The following is a 15,465-nucleotide window of genomic DNA, read 5'->3' as shown; positions in this document are numbered from 1 at the left end:
AGCGTCGGACAAAGCTTGCGAATGTGACCGCTTCAGCCTAAGTCACCGGTACCCCCGGAGACATTCATGGCAGGCACATCCCAACACGGCAAAGCGTTCATTCGCCCGAAGAAGAAGGCCCACCTTCTGATTATCGAGGCGCGCTTTCATGACGATCTTGCCGACGCGCTGCTCGACGGCGCGACGAGCGCGCTCGACGAAGCCGGCGCGACCTATGACGTCATCACCGTTCCCGGTTCGCTGGAAATTCCAGCAGTGATCACTTTTGCGCTCGACGGCATGTGCGAGGGCGGCAAGGACTATGATGGTTTTGTCGCGCTCGGCACCATCATCCGCGGCGACACTTATCATTTCGACATCGTCGCCAATGAATCGAGTCGCGCGCTGATGGATCTCTCGGTCCAGGAAGCGATTGCGATCGGCAACGGCATCCTGACCACCGAGAACGACGCGCAGGCCTGGACGCGCGCCAAGCGCTCGGAGGGCGACAAGGGCGGCTTTGCCGCGCGCGCGGCGCTGACCATGATCGCGCTCAAGGAGAAGCTGGGAGCGCAATCGTGAGCGAACCCGCTTCGCCCGGCCAGCCCGCGACACGCCATGCCAATAAGCGTGGCGCCGCCCGTCTGGCCGCCGTGCAGGCGCTTTACCAGATGGACGTGGCCGGCAGCGGCGTCTTCGAGATCACCGCCGAATACGAGGCGTTCCGGCTCGGCAAGGAAGTCGACGGCGCGCTTTATCGGGAGGCCGACGCGCAGTGGTTCCGCGCCATCCTGGCCGGCGTCGTCGAGAACCAGACGACCATCGATCCGATCATACGCCAGGCGCTGACGGAAGACTGGCCGCTGTCCAGACTCGATTCGACGTTGCGCGCCATCCTGCGCGCTGGCGTCTACGAACTGATGAAGCGCGACGACGTGCCGGTGGCCGTCATCGTTTCGGAATATGTCGACATCGCCAAGGCCTTCTACGAGGAAGACGAGCCGAAGCTGACCAACGCCGTGCTCGACCGTGTGTCGCGCCGGGTGCGGGGCGAGGGGCGCGGCAAGGACGCATTGTGACCGGCACCGTCGCCGGCGCAGCACGGGACGCGCGCCGCACGGCGATCATCCTGGCGACGTCGCAGGCGATTATCGGTTCGGCCGCGCCGATTGCCATTTCCATGGGCGGGCTGGCCGGGCAATATCTGCTTGGCCCCGATAAGTCGCTGGCAACGGCGCCAATCACCGGCTTCAACATCGGCGTGGCGCTCGGCGCGTTGCCGGCCGCGGCCATCATCCGTTGGCTCGGCCAGCGCGGCGGTTTCATGACCGGCACCATCGTCACCGCGCTTGGCGGCGTCATCTCCACGTTGGCTCTGTTCCACGCCAGCTTCTGGCTGTTCGCTTTCGCGCTGCTGGTGATCGGCGTCGGCGGCGCCTTCGTCCAGCAGTTCCGCTTCGCCGCCGCCGATAATGCTCCGCCCGAATTCAAGGCGCGCGCCATTTCCTTCGTGCTGGCCGGCGGCGTCATCACCGCGATTCTCGGGCCGCAGATCGTCATCTTCACCCGCGAATTGCTGGCGCCGGTGATGTTTGCCGGCTCGTTCGTGGCCATTCCGGTTCTGGCGGCGGCCGGCGCCATCATCCTGTCATTCCTGCGCATCCCGGCCAAGGCTCCCGGCCACGCGGAAGTCGCGTCAAGCGACGCCCGGCCGCTGTCCGAGATCGTCACCCGGCCGCGTTTCGTCGCGGCACTGTTTTGCGCCGTCGGCAGCTATGCGCTGATGAGTTTCGTCATGACCGGCGCGCCGCTGGCCATGGTCGGCTGCGGCCTTTCGACGGACGACGCCACGCTCGGCATTTCCTGGCATGTGATGGCGATGTTTGCGCCGAGCTTCTTCACCGGATCGCTGATCCATCGCTTCGGCGCCGAACGCATCGTCGCAACCGGCCTGGTCCTGCTCATCGGCTGCGCCGCGGTGGCATTGTCCGGCCTGCATTTGTGGCAGTTCTGGACGGCGCTGATCCTGCTTGGCCTCGGCTGGAATTTCGCCTTCATCGGCGCCACCTCCATGGTCGCCGACAGCTACCATCCGTCCGAAAAGAGCAAGGTGCAGGGCTTCCACGACTTCGTCCTGTTCGGCTCCGTCGCCTTCGCCTCGCTAATGTCGGGCGCCATCTACAATGCCTGGGGCTGGGAGATGCTGAACTGGCTGGTTTTCCCGGTCGTCGCCCTGTGTTTCGTCGCCCTTGGCGCGCTCAAACTGACCGGATCGCGCAAAGCCCGCGCCTGATCGGGTTCTATCTTTGGCTTGGCACGACCTGTCAGCATGGCGCCGACCGAATCGCGGCGACCGCACAAAATTATTGCGTCTGTACCCATTGTTATGAAACCGTGTGCCCCGACGGGGCGTTGAAGCCATGCTCATATGCGGCCACCGCATTTCGGTCCAAAGCAAGGGGTTTTCACAATGTTTTCAGTCAAGATTCTGGCCGGCGCGGCGTTGGCGCTCGGCATCACGGCCGCCTCCGCCAATGCCCAGGTGGTCGTCTCCTCGAAGATCGACACCGAGGGCGGCGTGCTCGGCAACATCATCCAGCTTGTGCTCAACGCCAACAACATCAAGACCACCGACCGCATCCAGCTCGGCGGCACGCCGGTGGTACGCAAGGCGATCACCGCCGGCGAGATCGACATCTATCCCGAGTACACCGGCAATGCCGCTTTCTTCTTCGAGAAGGCCGACGATCCGGTCTGGAAGGATGCCGCCAAGGCCTATGAGACCGCCAAGAAGCTCGACTATGACGCCAACAAGATCGTCTGGCTGTCGCCGTCACCGGCCAACAACACCTGGGCGATCGCGCTGCGCAAGGAGGTTGCCGAGACCAACAAGCTGGCGACCCTGACCGACTTCGGCAAATACGTCGCCGGCGGCGGCACGGTGGTTTTGGCGGCGTCGGCTGAGTTCGTCAATTCGGCGGCAGCCCTGCCGGCGTTCCAGACCACTTACGGCTTCACGCTGAAGCCGGAGCAGTTGATCACGCTATCGGGCGGCGACACCGCCGCGACAATCGGTGCTGCCGCCAACCAGACCAACGGCGCCAACGCCGCCATGGTCTACGGCACCGACGGCGGCATCGCGCCGTCCGGCCTGGTCGTGCTCGCCGACGACAAGGGCGTGCAGCCGGTCTACCAGCCGGCGCCGATCATCCGCGAAGCGGTGCTGAAAGAGCATCCGGAGATCGAGACGCTGTTGAAGCCGGTGTTCGCCAAGCTCGACCTCGTCACGCTGCAGGAACTCAACGGCCGCGTCCAGGTCGGCGGCGAGCCGGTCAAGGGTGTCGCCGAGGACTTTTTGAAGAAGAACGGGTTTTTGAAGTAGTCAGCGCATAGCTGATCGTGACGCTGGTGCGAGACACCCCTCTCTGGAAGCTGCTGATCTCCCCCCTTGCGGGGGAGATGTCCGGCAGGACAGAGGGGGGTGCTGTCCCGCCGACCTCACAACCGGTAGCAGGTGCGTGCCTCGACAGGGTTGCTTCCGAACAGGCCGACGCTCGAGAGCTGACGATCCTTCACACCCCCCTCTGGCCTGCCGGCCATCTCCCCCGCAAGGGGGGAGATCGGACTTCGCGTCGGCTTGCACCGATCACCAGCGTAGTCTGCGCAACGTGGAAAATCGCTCCTCATGAGGGGCATCCATGACCCTGCGTTTCGACAAGCTCGGCATGGTTATCGCGGCGATCGTTGCCTATGCGGCGTTTCTGGCTCCGTTCGCCACCTTCCGCGCCAATCGTATCGTTCCCGGTCAGGCGCGCTCGATCCTGGAGGCGCTGCCGGCCACAGTCGGGCCGCTACTGCTGGCGATCGTCGTCGTGGCCGCAATTGTTGCCTTGCTGAAAACCCCGCTTGTCCTGCGCCTGGCCGCAAGCGTCGTGGCGCTCGCCGCCCTTGCCATCCTGATCGGTGTCGCCGGCACCTTCCTGACGCCGGCCGGCAACACCTTCGCCCGCATCTCGCCGGCTTCCGGGTTCTGGCTGTTGATCTTTGCCTTCACATTGTTGCTCGCCGACGTGCTGACCAGGCTCAACCTGTCGCCACCGGCCCGCGTCGGCGTGCTCGTCCTCGCGGCGCTGGCCATCGGCTTGTTGCTGATATCGGGGCAGTGGGACAGCCTGTCGATCCTCAAGGAATATGCAAACCGCGCCGATAGTTTCTGGGCCGAAGGCTCCAAGCACATCACGCTGGCGCTGGGGTCGCTGGCGGCGGCGGTGATCGTCGGCCTGCCGCTCGGCATCCTGTGCCACCGCGTCGAACGGTTGCGGGCCGGCGTGCTCAATGTGCTCAACATCGTCCAGACCATACCCTCGATCGCGCTGTTCGGCCTGCTGATCGCGCCGCTGGGCTGGGTCGCCGCGCATGTTCCGGGTGCCGCAGCGCTCGGTATCAGAGGCATCGGCACCGCGCCCGCCTTCGTGGCTTTGTTCCTCTATTCGCTGCTGCCGGTGGTGGCCAACACCGTGGTCGGGCTTGCCGGCGTACCCCGCGCGGCCAATGATGCAGCGCACGGCATGGGCATGACCGATGGCCAGCGCCTGTTCGGCGTCGAGTTTCCGTTGGCCTTTCCGGTGATCCTCACCGGCATCCGCATCGTGCTGGTGCAGAACATCGGCCTGGCCACCATCGCCGCACTGATCGGCGGCGGCGGCTTTGGCGTCTTCGTCTTCCAGGGCGTCGGCCAGACCGCAATGGACCTGGTGCTGCTCGGCGCCGTGCCGACGGTGGCGCTGGCCTTCGCCGGGGCCATCATCCTCGACGCAGTGATCGAAATGACCGCCACCAGGCGCAGGGTTGAAACGGCATGATCGAGATCGAAGGCATTACCAAGCGCTATGACGCGACGACCGTGGTCGACGACGTGTCCATGGTCGTCGAGCCGCGTACGGTTTGCGTCATTGTCGGTACCTCCGGTTCCGGCAAGACGACGCTGCTGCGAATGATCAACCGGCTGGTCGAGCCGACCGCCGGCGTCATCAAGCTCGACGGCAACGACAACCGCACGCTGCCCGGCTACGAGCTGCGCCGCAGCATCGGCTACGCTATCCAGGGCCACGGCCTGTTCCCGCACCGCACCGTTGCGCAGAACATCGCCACCGTGCCGGTCCTGCTGGGCTGGGACAAGGACCGCATCAAGGCCCGCGTCGATGAGTTGATGACACTCTACCAGCTCGACCCCGAGGCCTATGGCCAGCGCTACCCGCACGAACTGTCCGGCGGGCAACAGCAGCGTGTCGGCGTCGCGCGCGCGCTCGCCGCCGAGCCCAATGTGCTTCTGATGGACGAGCCGTTCGGCGCACTCGACCCGATCATCCGCACCAAGGCGCAGGAAGATCTGCTGGCGATCCAGAAGCGCTTCGGCACCACCATCATCCTCGTCACCCACGACATGGAGGAGGCGGTCCATATGGGCGACAAGATCGCCGTCATGGATGCCGGAAAGCTGGTGCAATACGCCAAGCCGGAAGAGATCCTGGCGCGGCCAGCGAACGCCTTCGTCGAAACCCTGGTCGGCGCCAGCGAAAAGCCGTTCCGGCTCTTGTCGCTCGGCCGCGTGCGCGACGCCGTGGAAAAGGGGACTGCCGAAGGCGAGGCGATCCCAGGCGACGCCAGCCAGCGCGACGCGCTGGCCGAGCTTCTGTGGTCGGGCCGGCCGGCGCTGCCGGTCAAGGGCGAAGACGGCAAGCTGCTCGGCCGCGTCACCGTCGACGGGCTGGTGAAGCGCGCGGCGAGGCCGGCATGAAAGGGGCCGGTCTAAAAGCCTGGCTGCCTTCGCTGCTCAGGCTTGCACTGGTGGTGCTTCTCATAGCCTTCGTCACCAATCCCGGCTGGTTCGAGCCGCTGTTGAAGCCGCTGACCGAAAACAATGCGCCGGCGATCTACAATCAGGGCAGCCTGCTGACGCTGACCCTGCTGCATCTCAGGACCGTGCTGATCGCTACCGTCGCCGCAACCATCGTTGCCGTGGCGCTTGCCATCCTGGTGACCAGGCCGGCGGGCGCCGAATTCCTGCCGCTGTCGCGCAGTCTGGTCAATATCGGCCAGACCTTTCCGCCGGTGGCGGTGCTGGCGCTGGCGGTGCCCGCCGTCGGTTTCGGCGAGAAGCCGACGCTGATTGCGCTGTTTCTCTACGGCCTGCTGCCGATCTTCGAGAACGCGCTGACCGGCCTCACAACGCTGCCCGGCAACATCATGGAGGCCGCGCGCGGCGCCGGCATGACGGGCTGGCAAAGACTGGTCAAGGTCGAATTGCCGCTGAGCGCGCCGATCATTCTGGGAGGAATAAGGCTGTCGGTGGTGATCAGCCTGGCCACGGCGACGATCGGCTCGACGGTTGCCGCCAAGACGCTGGGCGAGGTGATCATCGCCGGCCTGCTGTCCAACAATCTCGCCTTCGTCCTGCAAGGCGGCCTGATCGTCGCGGCGCTGGCGATGCTGATCTATGACGGACTGTCCGCCATCGAGCGCTATACGGCGCGCAAGATGGGGCAGGAGACTGGCGACTGACCTTCGCTGGACTGCGGGCAAAGCATTGACTGACGCAGCGTCATTTCAACCGATCTAATAGCAAGGCATCGGCCACGGGAATGTTCTGGCCTAAACCTTTTGGCTGAAAGCGGGGCAAAAACCGAACAATATCTTGACGTTCCGAGCCCTGTTTCGCATACACCGCTGCGAAGGACGGATTCCGCCTAGGCTTATCCGCTCCCCGCACCAACGGCCCAGGGAGGGGTTCTTTTGGGCCATCAATCGAGGAAAATTCGGCAATGACCATCATTTCTGCCGTCATCGCCTGCGGCTTGCTTTCAATCCTTTACGCCATCTGGGCGACACGATCGGTTCTTGCAGCCGATCAGGGCAACGCACGCATGCAGGAAATCTCCGCCGCCATCCGCGAAGGCGCGCAAGCCTATCTGGCGCGCCAGTACACCACCATCGCCATTGTCGGCGTGGTCGTGCTCGTGCTCGCCTGGTGGCTGCTTTCGATCACCGCCGCGGTCGGCTTCCTGATCGGCGCCGTGCTTTCGGGCGCCGCCGGTTTCATCGGCATGCACGTCTCGGTGCGCGCCAATGTGCGCACCGCGCAGGCTGCGTCCAACAGCCTCGCCGCCGGTCTCGACATCGCCTTCAAGTCGGGCGCCATCACCGGTATGCTGGTGGCTGGCCTGGCGCTGCTCGGCGTGTCGATTTACTACTATATTCTGACCGGCCCGATGGGCCTGCAGCCCAATGACCGCATCGTCATCGATGCGCTGGTTTCGCTCGGCTTCGGCGCTTCGCTGATCTCGATCTTCGCCCGTCTGGGCGGCGGCATCTTCACCAAGGGCGCCGACGTCGGCGGCGATCTCGTGGGCAAGGTCGAAGCCGGTATTCCCGAAGACGATCCGCGCAACCCGGCCACCATCGCCGACAATGTCGGCGATAATGTCGGTGATTGCGCCGGCATGGCCGCCGACCTCTTCGAGACCTATGCGGTGACCGTCGTTGCCACCATGGTTCTGGCTGCCATCTTCTTCGGCGGAACCGCCGCTCTGGGCGCGGCGATGCTCTATCCGCTCGCCATCTGCGGCGCCTGTATCCTGACCTCGATCGTCGGCACCTTCTTCGTCAAGCTCGGTTCCAACGGCTCGATCATGGGCGCCCTCTACAAAGGCCTGATCGTCACCGGCCTGCTGTCGATCGTCGGTCTCGGTGTCGCTACCTCGGCAACCGTCGGCTGGGGCGAGGTCGGCACCGTCGCCGGCATGACCATCATCGGCAAGAACCTGTTCATCTGCGGCCTGATCGGTCTCGTTGTGACCGGTCTTATCGTGGTGATCACCGAATACTATACCGGCACCAACAAGCGCCCGGTGAACTCCATCGCCCAGGCCTCGGTGACCGGTCACGGCACCAACGTCATCCAGGGACTTGCGGTGTCGCTCGAATCGACCGCACTGCCGGCAATCGTCATCGTCGGCGGCATCATCTCGACCTACCAGCTCGCCGGCCTGTTCGGCACGGCGATCGCGGTCACCACCATGCTCGGCCTTGCCGGCATGATCGTCGCCCTCGACGCCTTCGGCCCGGTCACCGACAATGCCGGCGGCATTGCCGAAATGGCCGGCCTGCCCAAGGAAGTGCGCCACTCCACCGACGCGCTCGACGCGGTCGGCAACACCACCAAGGCGGTGACCAAGGGCTATGCCATCGGTTCGGCCGGCCTCGGCGCGCTGGTGCTGTTTGCGGCCTATTCGAACGATTTGAAGTTCTTTGCCGCCAATGGCGACAAATATCCGTACTTCCAGGGCATGGGCGATGTCTCCTTCGACCTCTCCAATCCCTACGTCGTAGCCGGCCTGATCTTCGGCGGTCTGATCCCGTATCTGTTCGGCGGCATCGCCATGACGGCCGTCGGCCGTGCGGCCGGCGCCATCGTCGAGGAAGTGCGCAAGCAGTTCCGCGAGGATCCGGGCATCATGGCCGGCACCTCCAAGCCAAACTATGCCCGCGCCGTCGACCTTCTGACCAAGGCGGCGATCCGCGAAATGATCATCCCCTCGCTGCTGCCGGTGCTGGCGCCGCTCGTCGTCTATTTCGGCGTGCAGCTGATCTCGGGCTCCAAGGCGTCCGCCTTTGCGGCGCTCGGCGCCTCGTTGCTCGGCGTCATCGTCAACGGCCTGTTCGTCGCCATCTCGATGACTTCGGGCGGCGGCGCCTGGGACAATGCCAAGAAGTCGTTCGAGGACGGTTTTGTCGACAAGGACGGCGTCAAGCACCTCAAGGGGTCCGAAGCGCACAAGGCTTCGGTCACCGGCGACACGGTTGGCGATCCCTACAAGGACACCGCCGGCCCGGCGGTCAACCCGGCAATCAAGATCACCAACATCGTGGCGCTTCTGCTGCTGGCCGTGCTCGCGCACGGCTAAGGCAACGCCACTGCTTCAGGAACAAACCCGCGGGAGCGATCCCGCGGGTTTTTGTTTGAGATTTACGCTGGTGGCAGTCAACCCTCATCCGGCTCGGTCCCGGCATCGCCGCGCTTGCTGTAGCGATCGAGCAATTCGCTCACGCCAGGTTCGCGCTCAGGCATCGGCGCCAGGCCACGCAGGCGCCGCAGCTTGGCAAGGAAGGCGCCACGCTTATACTTGCGGCGGAAGGCGCGGGCGCGGGGATGGATGCCAAGAGCCGCCATCAGCCTGCGCCTGAGATAACTCGATGCCGCCAGGCGAATGGGTTCGCCCGCGCAGCCAAGGATTTTCACGCGCAAGGCGTCTGGCGTCTGCATGGCATCCAGAAGATCCTTCTGTTCCTGCGCATTGTCGCCGAGATAGGAACCCTTGCGTATGCCGGAATGCAACTTGATCACCGTGAGGTGCGGCATCGTCGCGATCACCGCGCCCTTTCGCCATGCCCGAAACAGCCAGTCCTGCGAGCTTTCGCAAAAGCACTGGCTGGCGGGTCGCCAAGGTCCGAGCAGGCTGAACGAAGCGCGGCGAAACATGTGTGCCGAGCCAAATCCTTCCGTCGTGACGGGGTCGTAAAAACCATCCTTGCCGATCCCGAAGATCGAATTGACAGGATTGCCGGCCGCCGACGGCGGCTGGATGACGGCACCGCGCGCCAGCACCACGTCGGCGCCCGAGGCGTCGATCCAGCCGGTCATCGCCGCCAAATGGTCGGGAAACCACAGATCGTCGTGGTTGAGCAAGGCGACGAAGCGGCCACGCGCCCTGGCAAAGCCGATATTGTTGGGACCGGACTGTTCGCCGAAATTGACAGGAAGATCGATGTAGACGATGCGGGCATCGTCAAATTCAGCGACAACGGCCGCCGTATCCGGCCTGCAATCGTCGCCGATGACCAAGGCTTCCCAGCCTTGCAACGTCTGGCGCATGACGCTGGTCAATGCCTGCCGCAGTGCTGCCGGCCGGTTGTGCGTCGCGATCACGATCGAGACCAGCGGTTCGCCGCCGGCCTGATCGCGCTGCGCCGATGCTTCCACGCTACACCAGTCTGTAGGGAATGTGGTCAGTGTCTGGCGGCAGGCGCCAATGGTCGGGCTGATCGTAGGCATAGGCCTTGTCGACGAGGTTGAGCAGCACCGCCGTCTCCGCTCCGAGCGAAACAACACCGTGCCATATTCCGGGTGGAATGATGACGACCGCCGGGCGCAACGGGCCGATAATCTTGTGCCAGACGGCGCCGAAGGTCGGCGAGGCCTTGCGTCCGTCAAACAGCGAAATGCGAACGCTGCCGACGCAGCAGAACAGCCGGTCGGTGGTCACCGCGTGTGCATGCCAGCCAGTCACCGCGCCGGCATACAAGGTCCGTTGGAAGACCTGGCCGACCGGCTCCGAATCGAGCTCCCACTCCTCGCGAAAGATCTCGGTCAGATAGCCGGTGGAGGTTGCGACCGGCCTGATCTCCTTGACCCTCACGCCATCGATCGCCACCGGCTCGATGGGTATCCAGTCAGGCGTGACCACCTGGCCGTCAGCCGTTCCGGTCGCCATCCAGCCTGTCGGTTTTGTCCGGGTTTTTTCCGGCACGGATGCTCCTCCCAATTCAGCGTGATGCGCCATTGGCCAGCACGGTCTGATACGAATTTGACCGGTCGCTGGCAAGTACGCGTCAAGGTTTGCTGATAGGCTTCGATCTCACGGCACTTGATGTTTCCGACGCAATCGGAGGGCCGCATTGCCCAAAACATCGTTCCATCCTACCCAAGCCCGGACCGTTCGCCTGCTTTAATACCCCGGCCATTGGCCAGGACATTGCGATCGACGCGGTGTCGGGCTCGCCTCTGCGGCGATTTTGGCCAGGGAAACGACATTCGGGCAGGGAAAAGACATGGACATGTTTTTGATGACGGCTTCGCTTGCGCTGGCTGGAATTATTGCCGGCATCTACGTCTCGGGCGTAATCCATGATTTTCGCATCGATGATCTTACCGCCGGCCAGTACATGGCCATGCATCAGATGCGCGACCGGACGTTTACCCGGGTGATGCCGGTCGTCAGGCTGACGACGCTGGTGCTGATCGCGGCGACGGCGATGTTTGCGGTCGATGCCGGCCTGCCGCGCATCCTGACGATCGTCGCCGCGGCGCTGGTGGTGATCGACATTGGCTTCACCGTCAGCCGTCAGGTGCCGCTCAACAAACAGGTGCAGAGCTGGACGCCGGTGACCATCCCCGATGATTGGGCGCAGACGCGCGACAGCTGGGCGGCCAACCACAATCTGCGCCTTGTGCTTGGACTGGCCGAATACGCCTGCCTGTTTGCCGCGGTCATCCTGACGCTCAGCCGGTGATTCAGTTTTCGCGGAACGCCGCGGCATGGGTCGGCACTTCTGCCGGCCGCCGCCGTTGAAAACAGGAGTATTGCCATGCTGCACCACGCTTCATTCAACGCCCGCGATCCGCAGGCCGTCGCCAGCGTCCTTGCCGAAATGCTTGTCGCCACCGCGGTTCGTGCGCCGTCGCCGCCATTTCCTGAGGGAGCATGGTTCGTCTGCCTCGGCGACGATTTCGGCTCGCTGATCGAAATCCTGCCGTGCGGCACGGTTCTGGACCAGCAAGCGCCGCTCGGCATCGGCTTCGACCCGAACATGCGCCTGCGCTCCGGCTCGCATGTGCTGCTCAGCACGCCCAATTCGACCGAAACCATCCAGGGCATTGCCGCCCGCATGGGCTGGCATGGCGAGCTGATCGATGCGCGCCTGTTCAAGGTGCTCAAGGTCTGGGTCGAGGACGAAACCCTCGTCGAATTCCTGACGCCCGAGATCGCACCGCTGTACCGCGCGACATTCGGCTGGGGCGGCATGGCGACACTCGACGCCAAGCTGCGCGAGCTGGAGAGCCAGATGGCGGCAGCGCTTGCCGCCAAGGCCGCGAACCAGTCGGGCCGCAAGGATGACCAACCGGCCGGTGCAATGAGTCCGTGAGCACCGGGGGGCGCCTTCTGCTGACCTCCCGAGGAGAGTTCCCAAACGGCCGCCGAGGTCAACCGGCGCCGGCGCTGTCGCCGGCTTCCGCCTTCAGCCAGTTGATGAATGATCTGGCAGGCTCCCAGGCGGAGATGGACGGGTGGACGACGACGTAGTGGTTCCAGTTCGTCGGTATGTCCGTTGTCAGGAGGCGGACGAGCCTGCCTGTGCGCAAATCGCTCTCGACCAGCGACTTCCTCGCGATGGCGACGCCCAGACCGCTCGCCGCCGCTTCGACCGCCAGCAAGGTGCCGTTCAGATTCATGCCGTCGCCAACCGTATCCAGCGGCAGATTGTTTCTCTCGAACCAGTGGCGCCAATTGGCGCCGCTCTCGTCATTTTCGGCCGTCGTGTCGAGGATGCGAAACAGTCGCAGCACATCGTGCTGGTCTCTGACCGGGCCGTTGGCGGCGAGATAGTCGGGACTGACGACAGGAAAGATCGCATCTGCCATCAGCCATTCGGTCTTGACGGCCGGATAGTGTCCGCCGCCGAAGCGCAATGCGATGTCGACTGTTCGCTGCGAAAGGTCGACGACTGCAAGATCCGCATTGATGTCGATCTCTGTTTCGGGATGCTTTTTGCGAAACCTGTGCAGGCGCGGGGCCAGCCAGCGTACGGCATGCGAAGGAATGGCGGTGACCCTCAGCCTCGTGCGCTCGTTGCGCGCGACACTCGCGATCGTGCTCTGGATTTCCAGCAATGCGCGTCGCACGCCTGCGGACAATCTTTCGCCTTCAAGCGTGAGTTCGACGCGGCGGACATGGCGGGTGAACAGAAGCACGCCGAGATCGGCTTCGAGATCGGCGATGCGGTGGCTGAGCGCGCTTGGCGTAACATTCAGCTCATCGCCGGCGCGCTTGAAGCTGCCCAGCCGGGCAATGACCTCGAAAGCCCGAATGGATTCCAGTTGTGGAAGCCGTCTTGTCATTTGCCGTTACCCTATCCTGCCCATGGGTTCCTTAGCATGAATGAACTAAGCTCATCCATAGCTTCGTAAATAGTCTTTTGTCCAAGTGCGCAAATCATTGTAGCCATCCACTGCCCCCCGATTGCCGCCGTCGGAATGAGAGGCCGTTCATGGAACGAGCCTCGACTACGAACGACAGTGAAATGAAGACAATCGCTTGGGAGTACCCCATGACTATTCGACCCCCCGAGTTTGCGCATGCGCGCTTTTCGACCGCCATGTGGCCCCGAGCCGAATGGAGAAACGTCTATTGCGACCTGTTGCGCCGGATGGTGACCGACATGGATTTTGACGTCACGGAGGAAAAGCTCTCCGTCGACGCGACCATCCTGCGGCTGCCGGGCGTCGGCATTGCCGATTCGAGGACCACCGCCTTCCGCACCATCCGTTCCAGCGCCATGGCCAAGGGGACCGATGACTACATTTTCTTCATGTGTCTGGAGGGCGCTGCCACCTTCTCGCATCTCGGCCGCGAGGCCAGCATCGAGGCCGGCCAGGCAATCCTTCTGTCCTCCTCTGATCCGCATGTGATCGAGCGGGCGATGTCGCATCATCTCTTCATCACCATCCCCAAGGCAGCGCTCGGGCCCGTGGCTGCGAATGCGGATGCCGCCCTGATGACTCCGATGTCATGCGTGGGCGAAAAGTTCTTGCTGCTGACCAGCTATGTCCGTCTGCTGATGCAGGAGCCGAACCTGGCCGCGTCCGAATTGCGCTGGCTTGCCGCCAAGCACATACAGGACCTTGTCGCGGTCGTGGTCGGGGCAACGCAGGACGCCACTGAGGTCGCCGCAGGCCGCGGCATACGCGCCGCGCGGCTGCGCGCCATCAAAGCCGATATCGAAAGCAATCTGGCTTCCGGCGATGTCGGGTCCGACGCGCTGGCCGGGCGCCACCGCGTCAGCGCGCGCTATATCAGAAAGCTGTTCGAGGGTGAGGGTACCTCGCTGTCGCAGTTCGTGCTTGGCCGGCGGCTGGCGCTGGTTTGCAGCAAGCTATCCGACCTGCGCCTGGCACACCGCACCATCGGCGCCATCGCCTTCGACGCCGGCTTCGGCGATCTCTCGACCTTCAACCACGCCTTCCGCCGGCATTTCGGCATGACGCCTTCGGAAGCGCGGCAGAGTGCGGCTGTGCACCGCGCCTCGCTGGAGCCCGGCGGCCGAACAGGCCACGCGCGGCAAAGCGCGACGGGTGTTGCGGCCGCATGACCTCAAAACAAAAGCCCGCAGGATCGCTCCCGCGGGCTTTTGGTCGCCTGAGATGGTGTCGCTTCGGGGGAAGCAAAAATCTAAGGAAGGCGGTCGCTTCTTAGGCGCCGCCGCCAGGAATGGGGGGCGCCAGCTTGCTGGCGCCTTTGATGATCTGGCTGAGGAAGTTCTGGTCCTTGCCGCCGGTCGGCGTGGTGCGCGAGATGAAGTCGAAGATCTTGCCGTCCTTCAGACCGTAATTGGCAATCTGGGTGACGCGCCCGTCCTCGCCAAAATAGACCGCGAGCACTTTCTGGTCGACCAGGCGCGGCTTGTCGAAAGCGACATAGCGCTTGCGCGTTTGCGAAATGTAATAGAACGCCTCATTGTCGAAGGTGGCTTTCGTCGATGGCGTGCCGAGCGCCAGAAGCACCTGTTCGCGGCTGGAGCCCACCGGCACCGAATCGACCGCCTGCTGGTCGATAACATAGCCCTGCGTCAGCGTCTCGCTAGGGTTAAGGTCGCCGAACATCTTGGACGAATTGCAGCCCGACAGCGCGGAAGCCACCAGCACCAGCGAAACCGCGGCGGTGGCCCCGGGCAGAAAAGTCGAATTGAATTTCAGCGCGCGCAACAACAACTCCATTAGCTGACCGCAACTTGCGCTGGGCGGCAAAACCGGTAAACCAGCTTGCTTGCCGATGCAACAAGGCCCATTCAAACAATCGGTCCCCAGGAGACCACCCTCAATGTTCCAGCGCCTTTTTGGCCGCGAACGCAACGCCAACCGCGCTATCACCGAGGCGCTTTACGCACAAATCGTGGCGGCGGCGCGGCAGACCGTGTTTTATTCCCACTGGAATGTGCCGGATACGCCGCTCGGCCGTTTCGAGATGCTGTCGCTGCACATGTTCCTGTTTCAGCACCGGCTCCGCGGCGAAGAGGGCGTCGCGCATGAGGTCGCGCAGGTGCTGATCGACGAGTTCTTTCTCGATGTGGAGCATTCGCTGCGGGAACTGGGCGTTGGCGATGTCGGCGTGCCCAAGCGCATGAAGAGGCTGGCCAAAATGTTCTACGGCCGTACCGCCGCCTATGACGACGCGCTGGAACGCAGCGATCGCGACGCGCTTGCTGCCGCCCTGGCGCGCAATGTCAGACCCGATGCCGGCGCCTGGCCGCAAGCCTTGCCGCTGGCGTCCTATGTAATCGATGCCGCCAGGCAGCTTGAAGCACAGCCGTCCGAATCGATCGTTTCCGGTGCCGTGGCGTTTCCCGTCGCGAAAGCGGAGTGAGGAGGGGAGA

At 63.9% G+C, this 15,465-nt stretch carries 16 protein-coding genes; 12 read left to right on the top strand and 4 right to left on the bottom strand.

What is annotated here, in order from left to right; genetic code table 11:
* Positions 1–66: 66 nt before the first annotated feature.
* The 8 genes from ribH to NKK50_RS16340 all read left to right on the top strand — a co-directional run bounded on the left by ribH (position 67) and on the right by NKK50_RS16340 (position 8,942).
* Positions 67–561, top strand: coding sequence for a 6,7-dimethyl-8-ribityllumazine synthase (gene ribH, locus NKK50_RS16375; RefSeq protein WP_352499237.1), 495 nt, complete (start codon positions 67–69; stop codon positions 559–561).
* Positions 558–1,058 (top strand): transcription antitermination factor NusB, encoded by a 501-nt coding sequence (gene nusB / locus NKK50_RS16370; protein WP_023669355.1) that lies wholly within the window; start codon positions 558–560, stop codon positions 1,056–1,058. Before ribH ends, nusB begins: the two co-directional genes overlap by 4 nt.
* Complete coding sequence (locus NKK50_RS16365; RefSeq protein WP_023689506.1) at positions 1,055–2,272, top strand: MFS transporter; 1,218 nt, start codon at positions 1,055–1,057, stop codon at positions 2,270–2,272. Before nusB ends, NKK50_RS16365 begins: the two co-directional genes overlap by 4 nt.
* 177 nt (positions 2,273–2,449) lie before the next feature.
* Positions 2,450–3,361, top strand: coding sequence for a glycine betaine ABC transporter substrate-binding protein OsmF (gene osmF, locus NKK50_RS16360; RefSeq protein ID WP_023689505.1), 912 nt, complete (start codon positions 2,450–2,452; stop codon positions 3,359–3,361).
* Between the two features lie 316 nt (positions 3,362–3,677).
* Positions 3,678–4,841, top strand: a complete 1,164-nt coding sequence (locus NKK50_RS16355) for an ABC transporter permease (RefSeq protein WP_352499238.1) — start codon at positions 3,678–3,680, stop codon at positions 4,839–4,841.
* Entirely contained in the window at positions 4,838–5,776 is a 939-nt protein-coding gene (locus NKK50_RS16350; protein ID WP_023669359.1) for an ABC transporter ATP-binding protein, read from the top strand. The genes NKK50_RS16355 and NKK50_RS16350 overlap by 4 nt, the downstream gene beginning before the upstream one ends.
* The gene (locus NKK50_RS16345; protein WP_023834248.1) at positions 5,773–6,540 is read left to right on the top strand and encodes an ABC transporter permease; all 768 of its coding nucleotides are present in this window, start codon (positions 5,773–5,775) and stop codon (positions 6,538–6,540) included. The genes NKK50_RS16350 and NKK50_RS16345 overlap by 4 nt, the downstream gene beginning before the upstream one ends.
* Positions 6,541–6,800: 260 nt before the next feature.
* The gene (locus NKK50_RS16340; protein ID WP_023689501.1) at positions 6,801–8,942 is read left to right on the top strand and encodes a sodium-translocating pyrophosphatase; all 2,142 of its coding nucleotides are present in this window, start codon (positions 6,801–6,803) and stop codon (positions 8,940–8,942) included.
* 77 nt (positions 8,943–9,019) lie between these two features.
* Here NKK50_RS16340 and NKK50_RS16335 read toward each other — a convergent pair whose 3' ends face one another.
* Both NKK50_RS16335 and NKK50_RS16330 read right to left on the bottom strand, forming a co-directional pair.
* A complete protein-coding gene (locus NKK50_RS16335; RefSeq protein WP_352498379.1) occupies positions 9,020–10,018 on the bottom strand; it encodes a glycosyltransferase family 2 protein in 999 nt (332 codons plus the stop codon).
* Between the two features lies 1 nt (position 10,019).
* On the bottom strand, positions 10,020–10,565 hold the full coding sequence (locus NKK50_RS16330) for a dTDP-4-dehydrorhamnose 3,5-epimerase family protein (RefSeq protein ID WP_245259899.1): 546 nt from the start codon (positions 10,563–10,565) through the stop codon (positions 10,020–10,022).
* A 301-nt stretch (positions 10,566–10,866) separates the two neighbouring features.
* On the opposite strand from NKK50_RS16330, the gene NKK50_RS16325 reads away from it, so the two are divergent.
* Complete coding sequence (locus NKK50_RS16325; RefSeq protein WP_023727523.1) at positions 10,867–11,328, top strand: anthrone oxygenase family protein; 462 nt, start codon at positions 10,867–10,869, stop codon at positions 11,326–11,328.
* Between the two features lie 75 nt (positions 11,329–11,403).
* Complete coding sequence (locus tag NKK50_RS16320; protein WP_352543653.1) at positions 11,404–11,961, top strand: hypothetical protein; 558 nt, start codon at positions 11,404–11,406, stop codon at positions 11,959–11,961.
* Between the two features lie 58 nt (positions 11,962–12,019).
* Here the strand turns inward: NKK50_RS16320 and NKK50_RS16315 are convergent, their stop codons facing one another.
* The gene (locus NKK50_RS16315) at positions 12,020–12,934 is read right to left on the bottom strand and encodes a LysR substrate-binding domain-containing protein (protein ID WP_023727524.1); all 915 of its coding nucleotides are present in this window, start codon (positions 12,932–12,934) and stop codon (positions 12,020–12,022) included.
* Between the two features lie 209 nt (positions 12,935–13,143).
* On the opposite strand from NKK50_RS16315, the gene NKK50_RS16310 reads away from it, so the two are divergent.
* On the top strand, positions 13,144–14,184 hold the full coding sequence (locus NKK50_RS16310; protein ID WP_352511363.1) for a helix-turn-helix domain-containing protein: 1,041 nt from the start codon (positions 13,144–13,146) through the stop codon (positions 14,182–14,184).
* Between the two features lie 100 nt (positions 14,185–14,284).
* Here the strand turns inward: NKK50_RS16310 and NKK50_RS16305 are convergent, their stop codons facing one another.
* Positions 14,285–14,797: an outer membrane protein assembly factor BamE gene (locus NKK50_RS16305; RefSeq protein ID WP_502896511.1), complete on the bottom strand. Its 513-nt coding sequence runs from the start codon at positions 14,795–14,797 to the stop codon at positions 14,285–14,287.
* A 115-nt stretch (positions 14,798–14,912) separates the two neighbouring features.
* On the opposite strand from NKK50_RS16305, the gene NKK50_RS16300 reads away from it, so the two are divergent.
* The gene (locus tag NKK50_RS16300) at positions 14,913–15,455 is read left to right on the top strand and encodes a ubiquinol-cytochrome C chaperone family protein (protein ID WP_023669369.1); all 543 of its coding nucleotides are present in this window, start codon (positions 14,913–14,915) and stop codon (positions 15,453–15,455) included.
* Positions 15,456–15,465 lie beyond the last annotated feature (10 nt).

Source organism: Mesorhizobium sp. M0001 (assembly GCF_040324255.1).
In the GTDB taxonomy this organism is placed as follows: Bacteria; Pseudomonadota; Alphaproteobacteria; order Rhizobiales; family Rhizobiaceae; genus Mesorhizobium.
Note: the sequence above shows the minus strand (reverse complement) of the source record. Positions and strands in the feature narration are given on the sequence as shown.

What these genes read in the sequence shown, in the direction of transcription:
- ribH (WP_352499237.1), top strand. Translation starts at nt 67, where the DNA reads ATGGCAGGCACATCCCAACACGGCAAAGCGTTCATTCGCCCGAAGAAG.
- osmF (WP_023689505.1), top strand. Translation starts at nt 2,450, where the DNA reads ATGTTTTCAGTCAAGATTCTGGCCGGCGCGGCGTTGGCGCTCGGCATC.
- NKK50_RS16355 (WP_352499238.1), top strand. Translation starts at nt 3,678, where the DNA reads ATGACCCTGCGTTTCGACAAGCTCGGCATGGTTATCGCGGCGATCGTT.
- NKK50_RS16350 (WP_023669359.1), top strand. Translation starts at nt 4,838, where the DNA reads ATGATCGAGATCGAAGGCATTACCAAGCGCTATGACGCGACGACCGTG.
- NKK50_RS16345 (WP_023834248.1), top strand. Translation starts at nt 5,773, where the DNA reads ATGAAAGGGGCCGGTCTAAAAGCCTGGCTGCCTTCGCTGCTCAGGCTT.
- NKK50_RS16340 (WP_023689501.1), top strand. Translation starts at nt 6,801, where the DNA reads ATGACCATCATTTCTGCCGTCATCGCCTGCGGCTTGCTTTCAATCCTT.
- NKK50_RS16325 (WP_023727523.1), top strand. Translation starts at nt 10,867, where the DNA reads ATGGACATGTTTTTGATGACGGCTTCGCTTGCGCTGGCTGGAATTATT.
- NKK50_RS16320 (WP_352543653.1), top strand. Translation starts at nt 11,404, where the DNA reads ATGCTGCACCACGCTTCATTCAACGCCCGCGATCCGCAGGCCGTCGCC.
- NKK50_RS16315 (WP_023727524.1), bottom strand. Translation starts at nt 12,934, where the DNA reads ATGACAAGACGGCTTCCACAACTGGAATCCATTCGGGCTTTCGAGGTC.
- NKK50_RS16310 (WP_352511363.1), top strand. Translation starts at nt 13,144, where the DNA reads ATGACTATTCGACCCCCCGAGTTTGCGCATGCGCGCTTTTCGACCGCC.
- NKK50_RS16300 (WP_023669369.1), top strand. Translation starts at nt 14,913, where the DNA reads ATGTTCCAGCGCCTTTTTGGCCGCGAACGCAACGCCAACCGCGCTATC.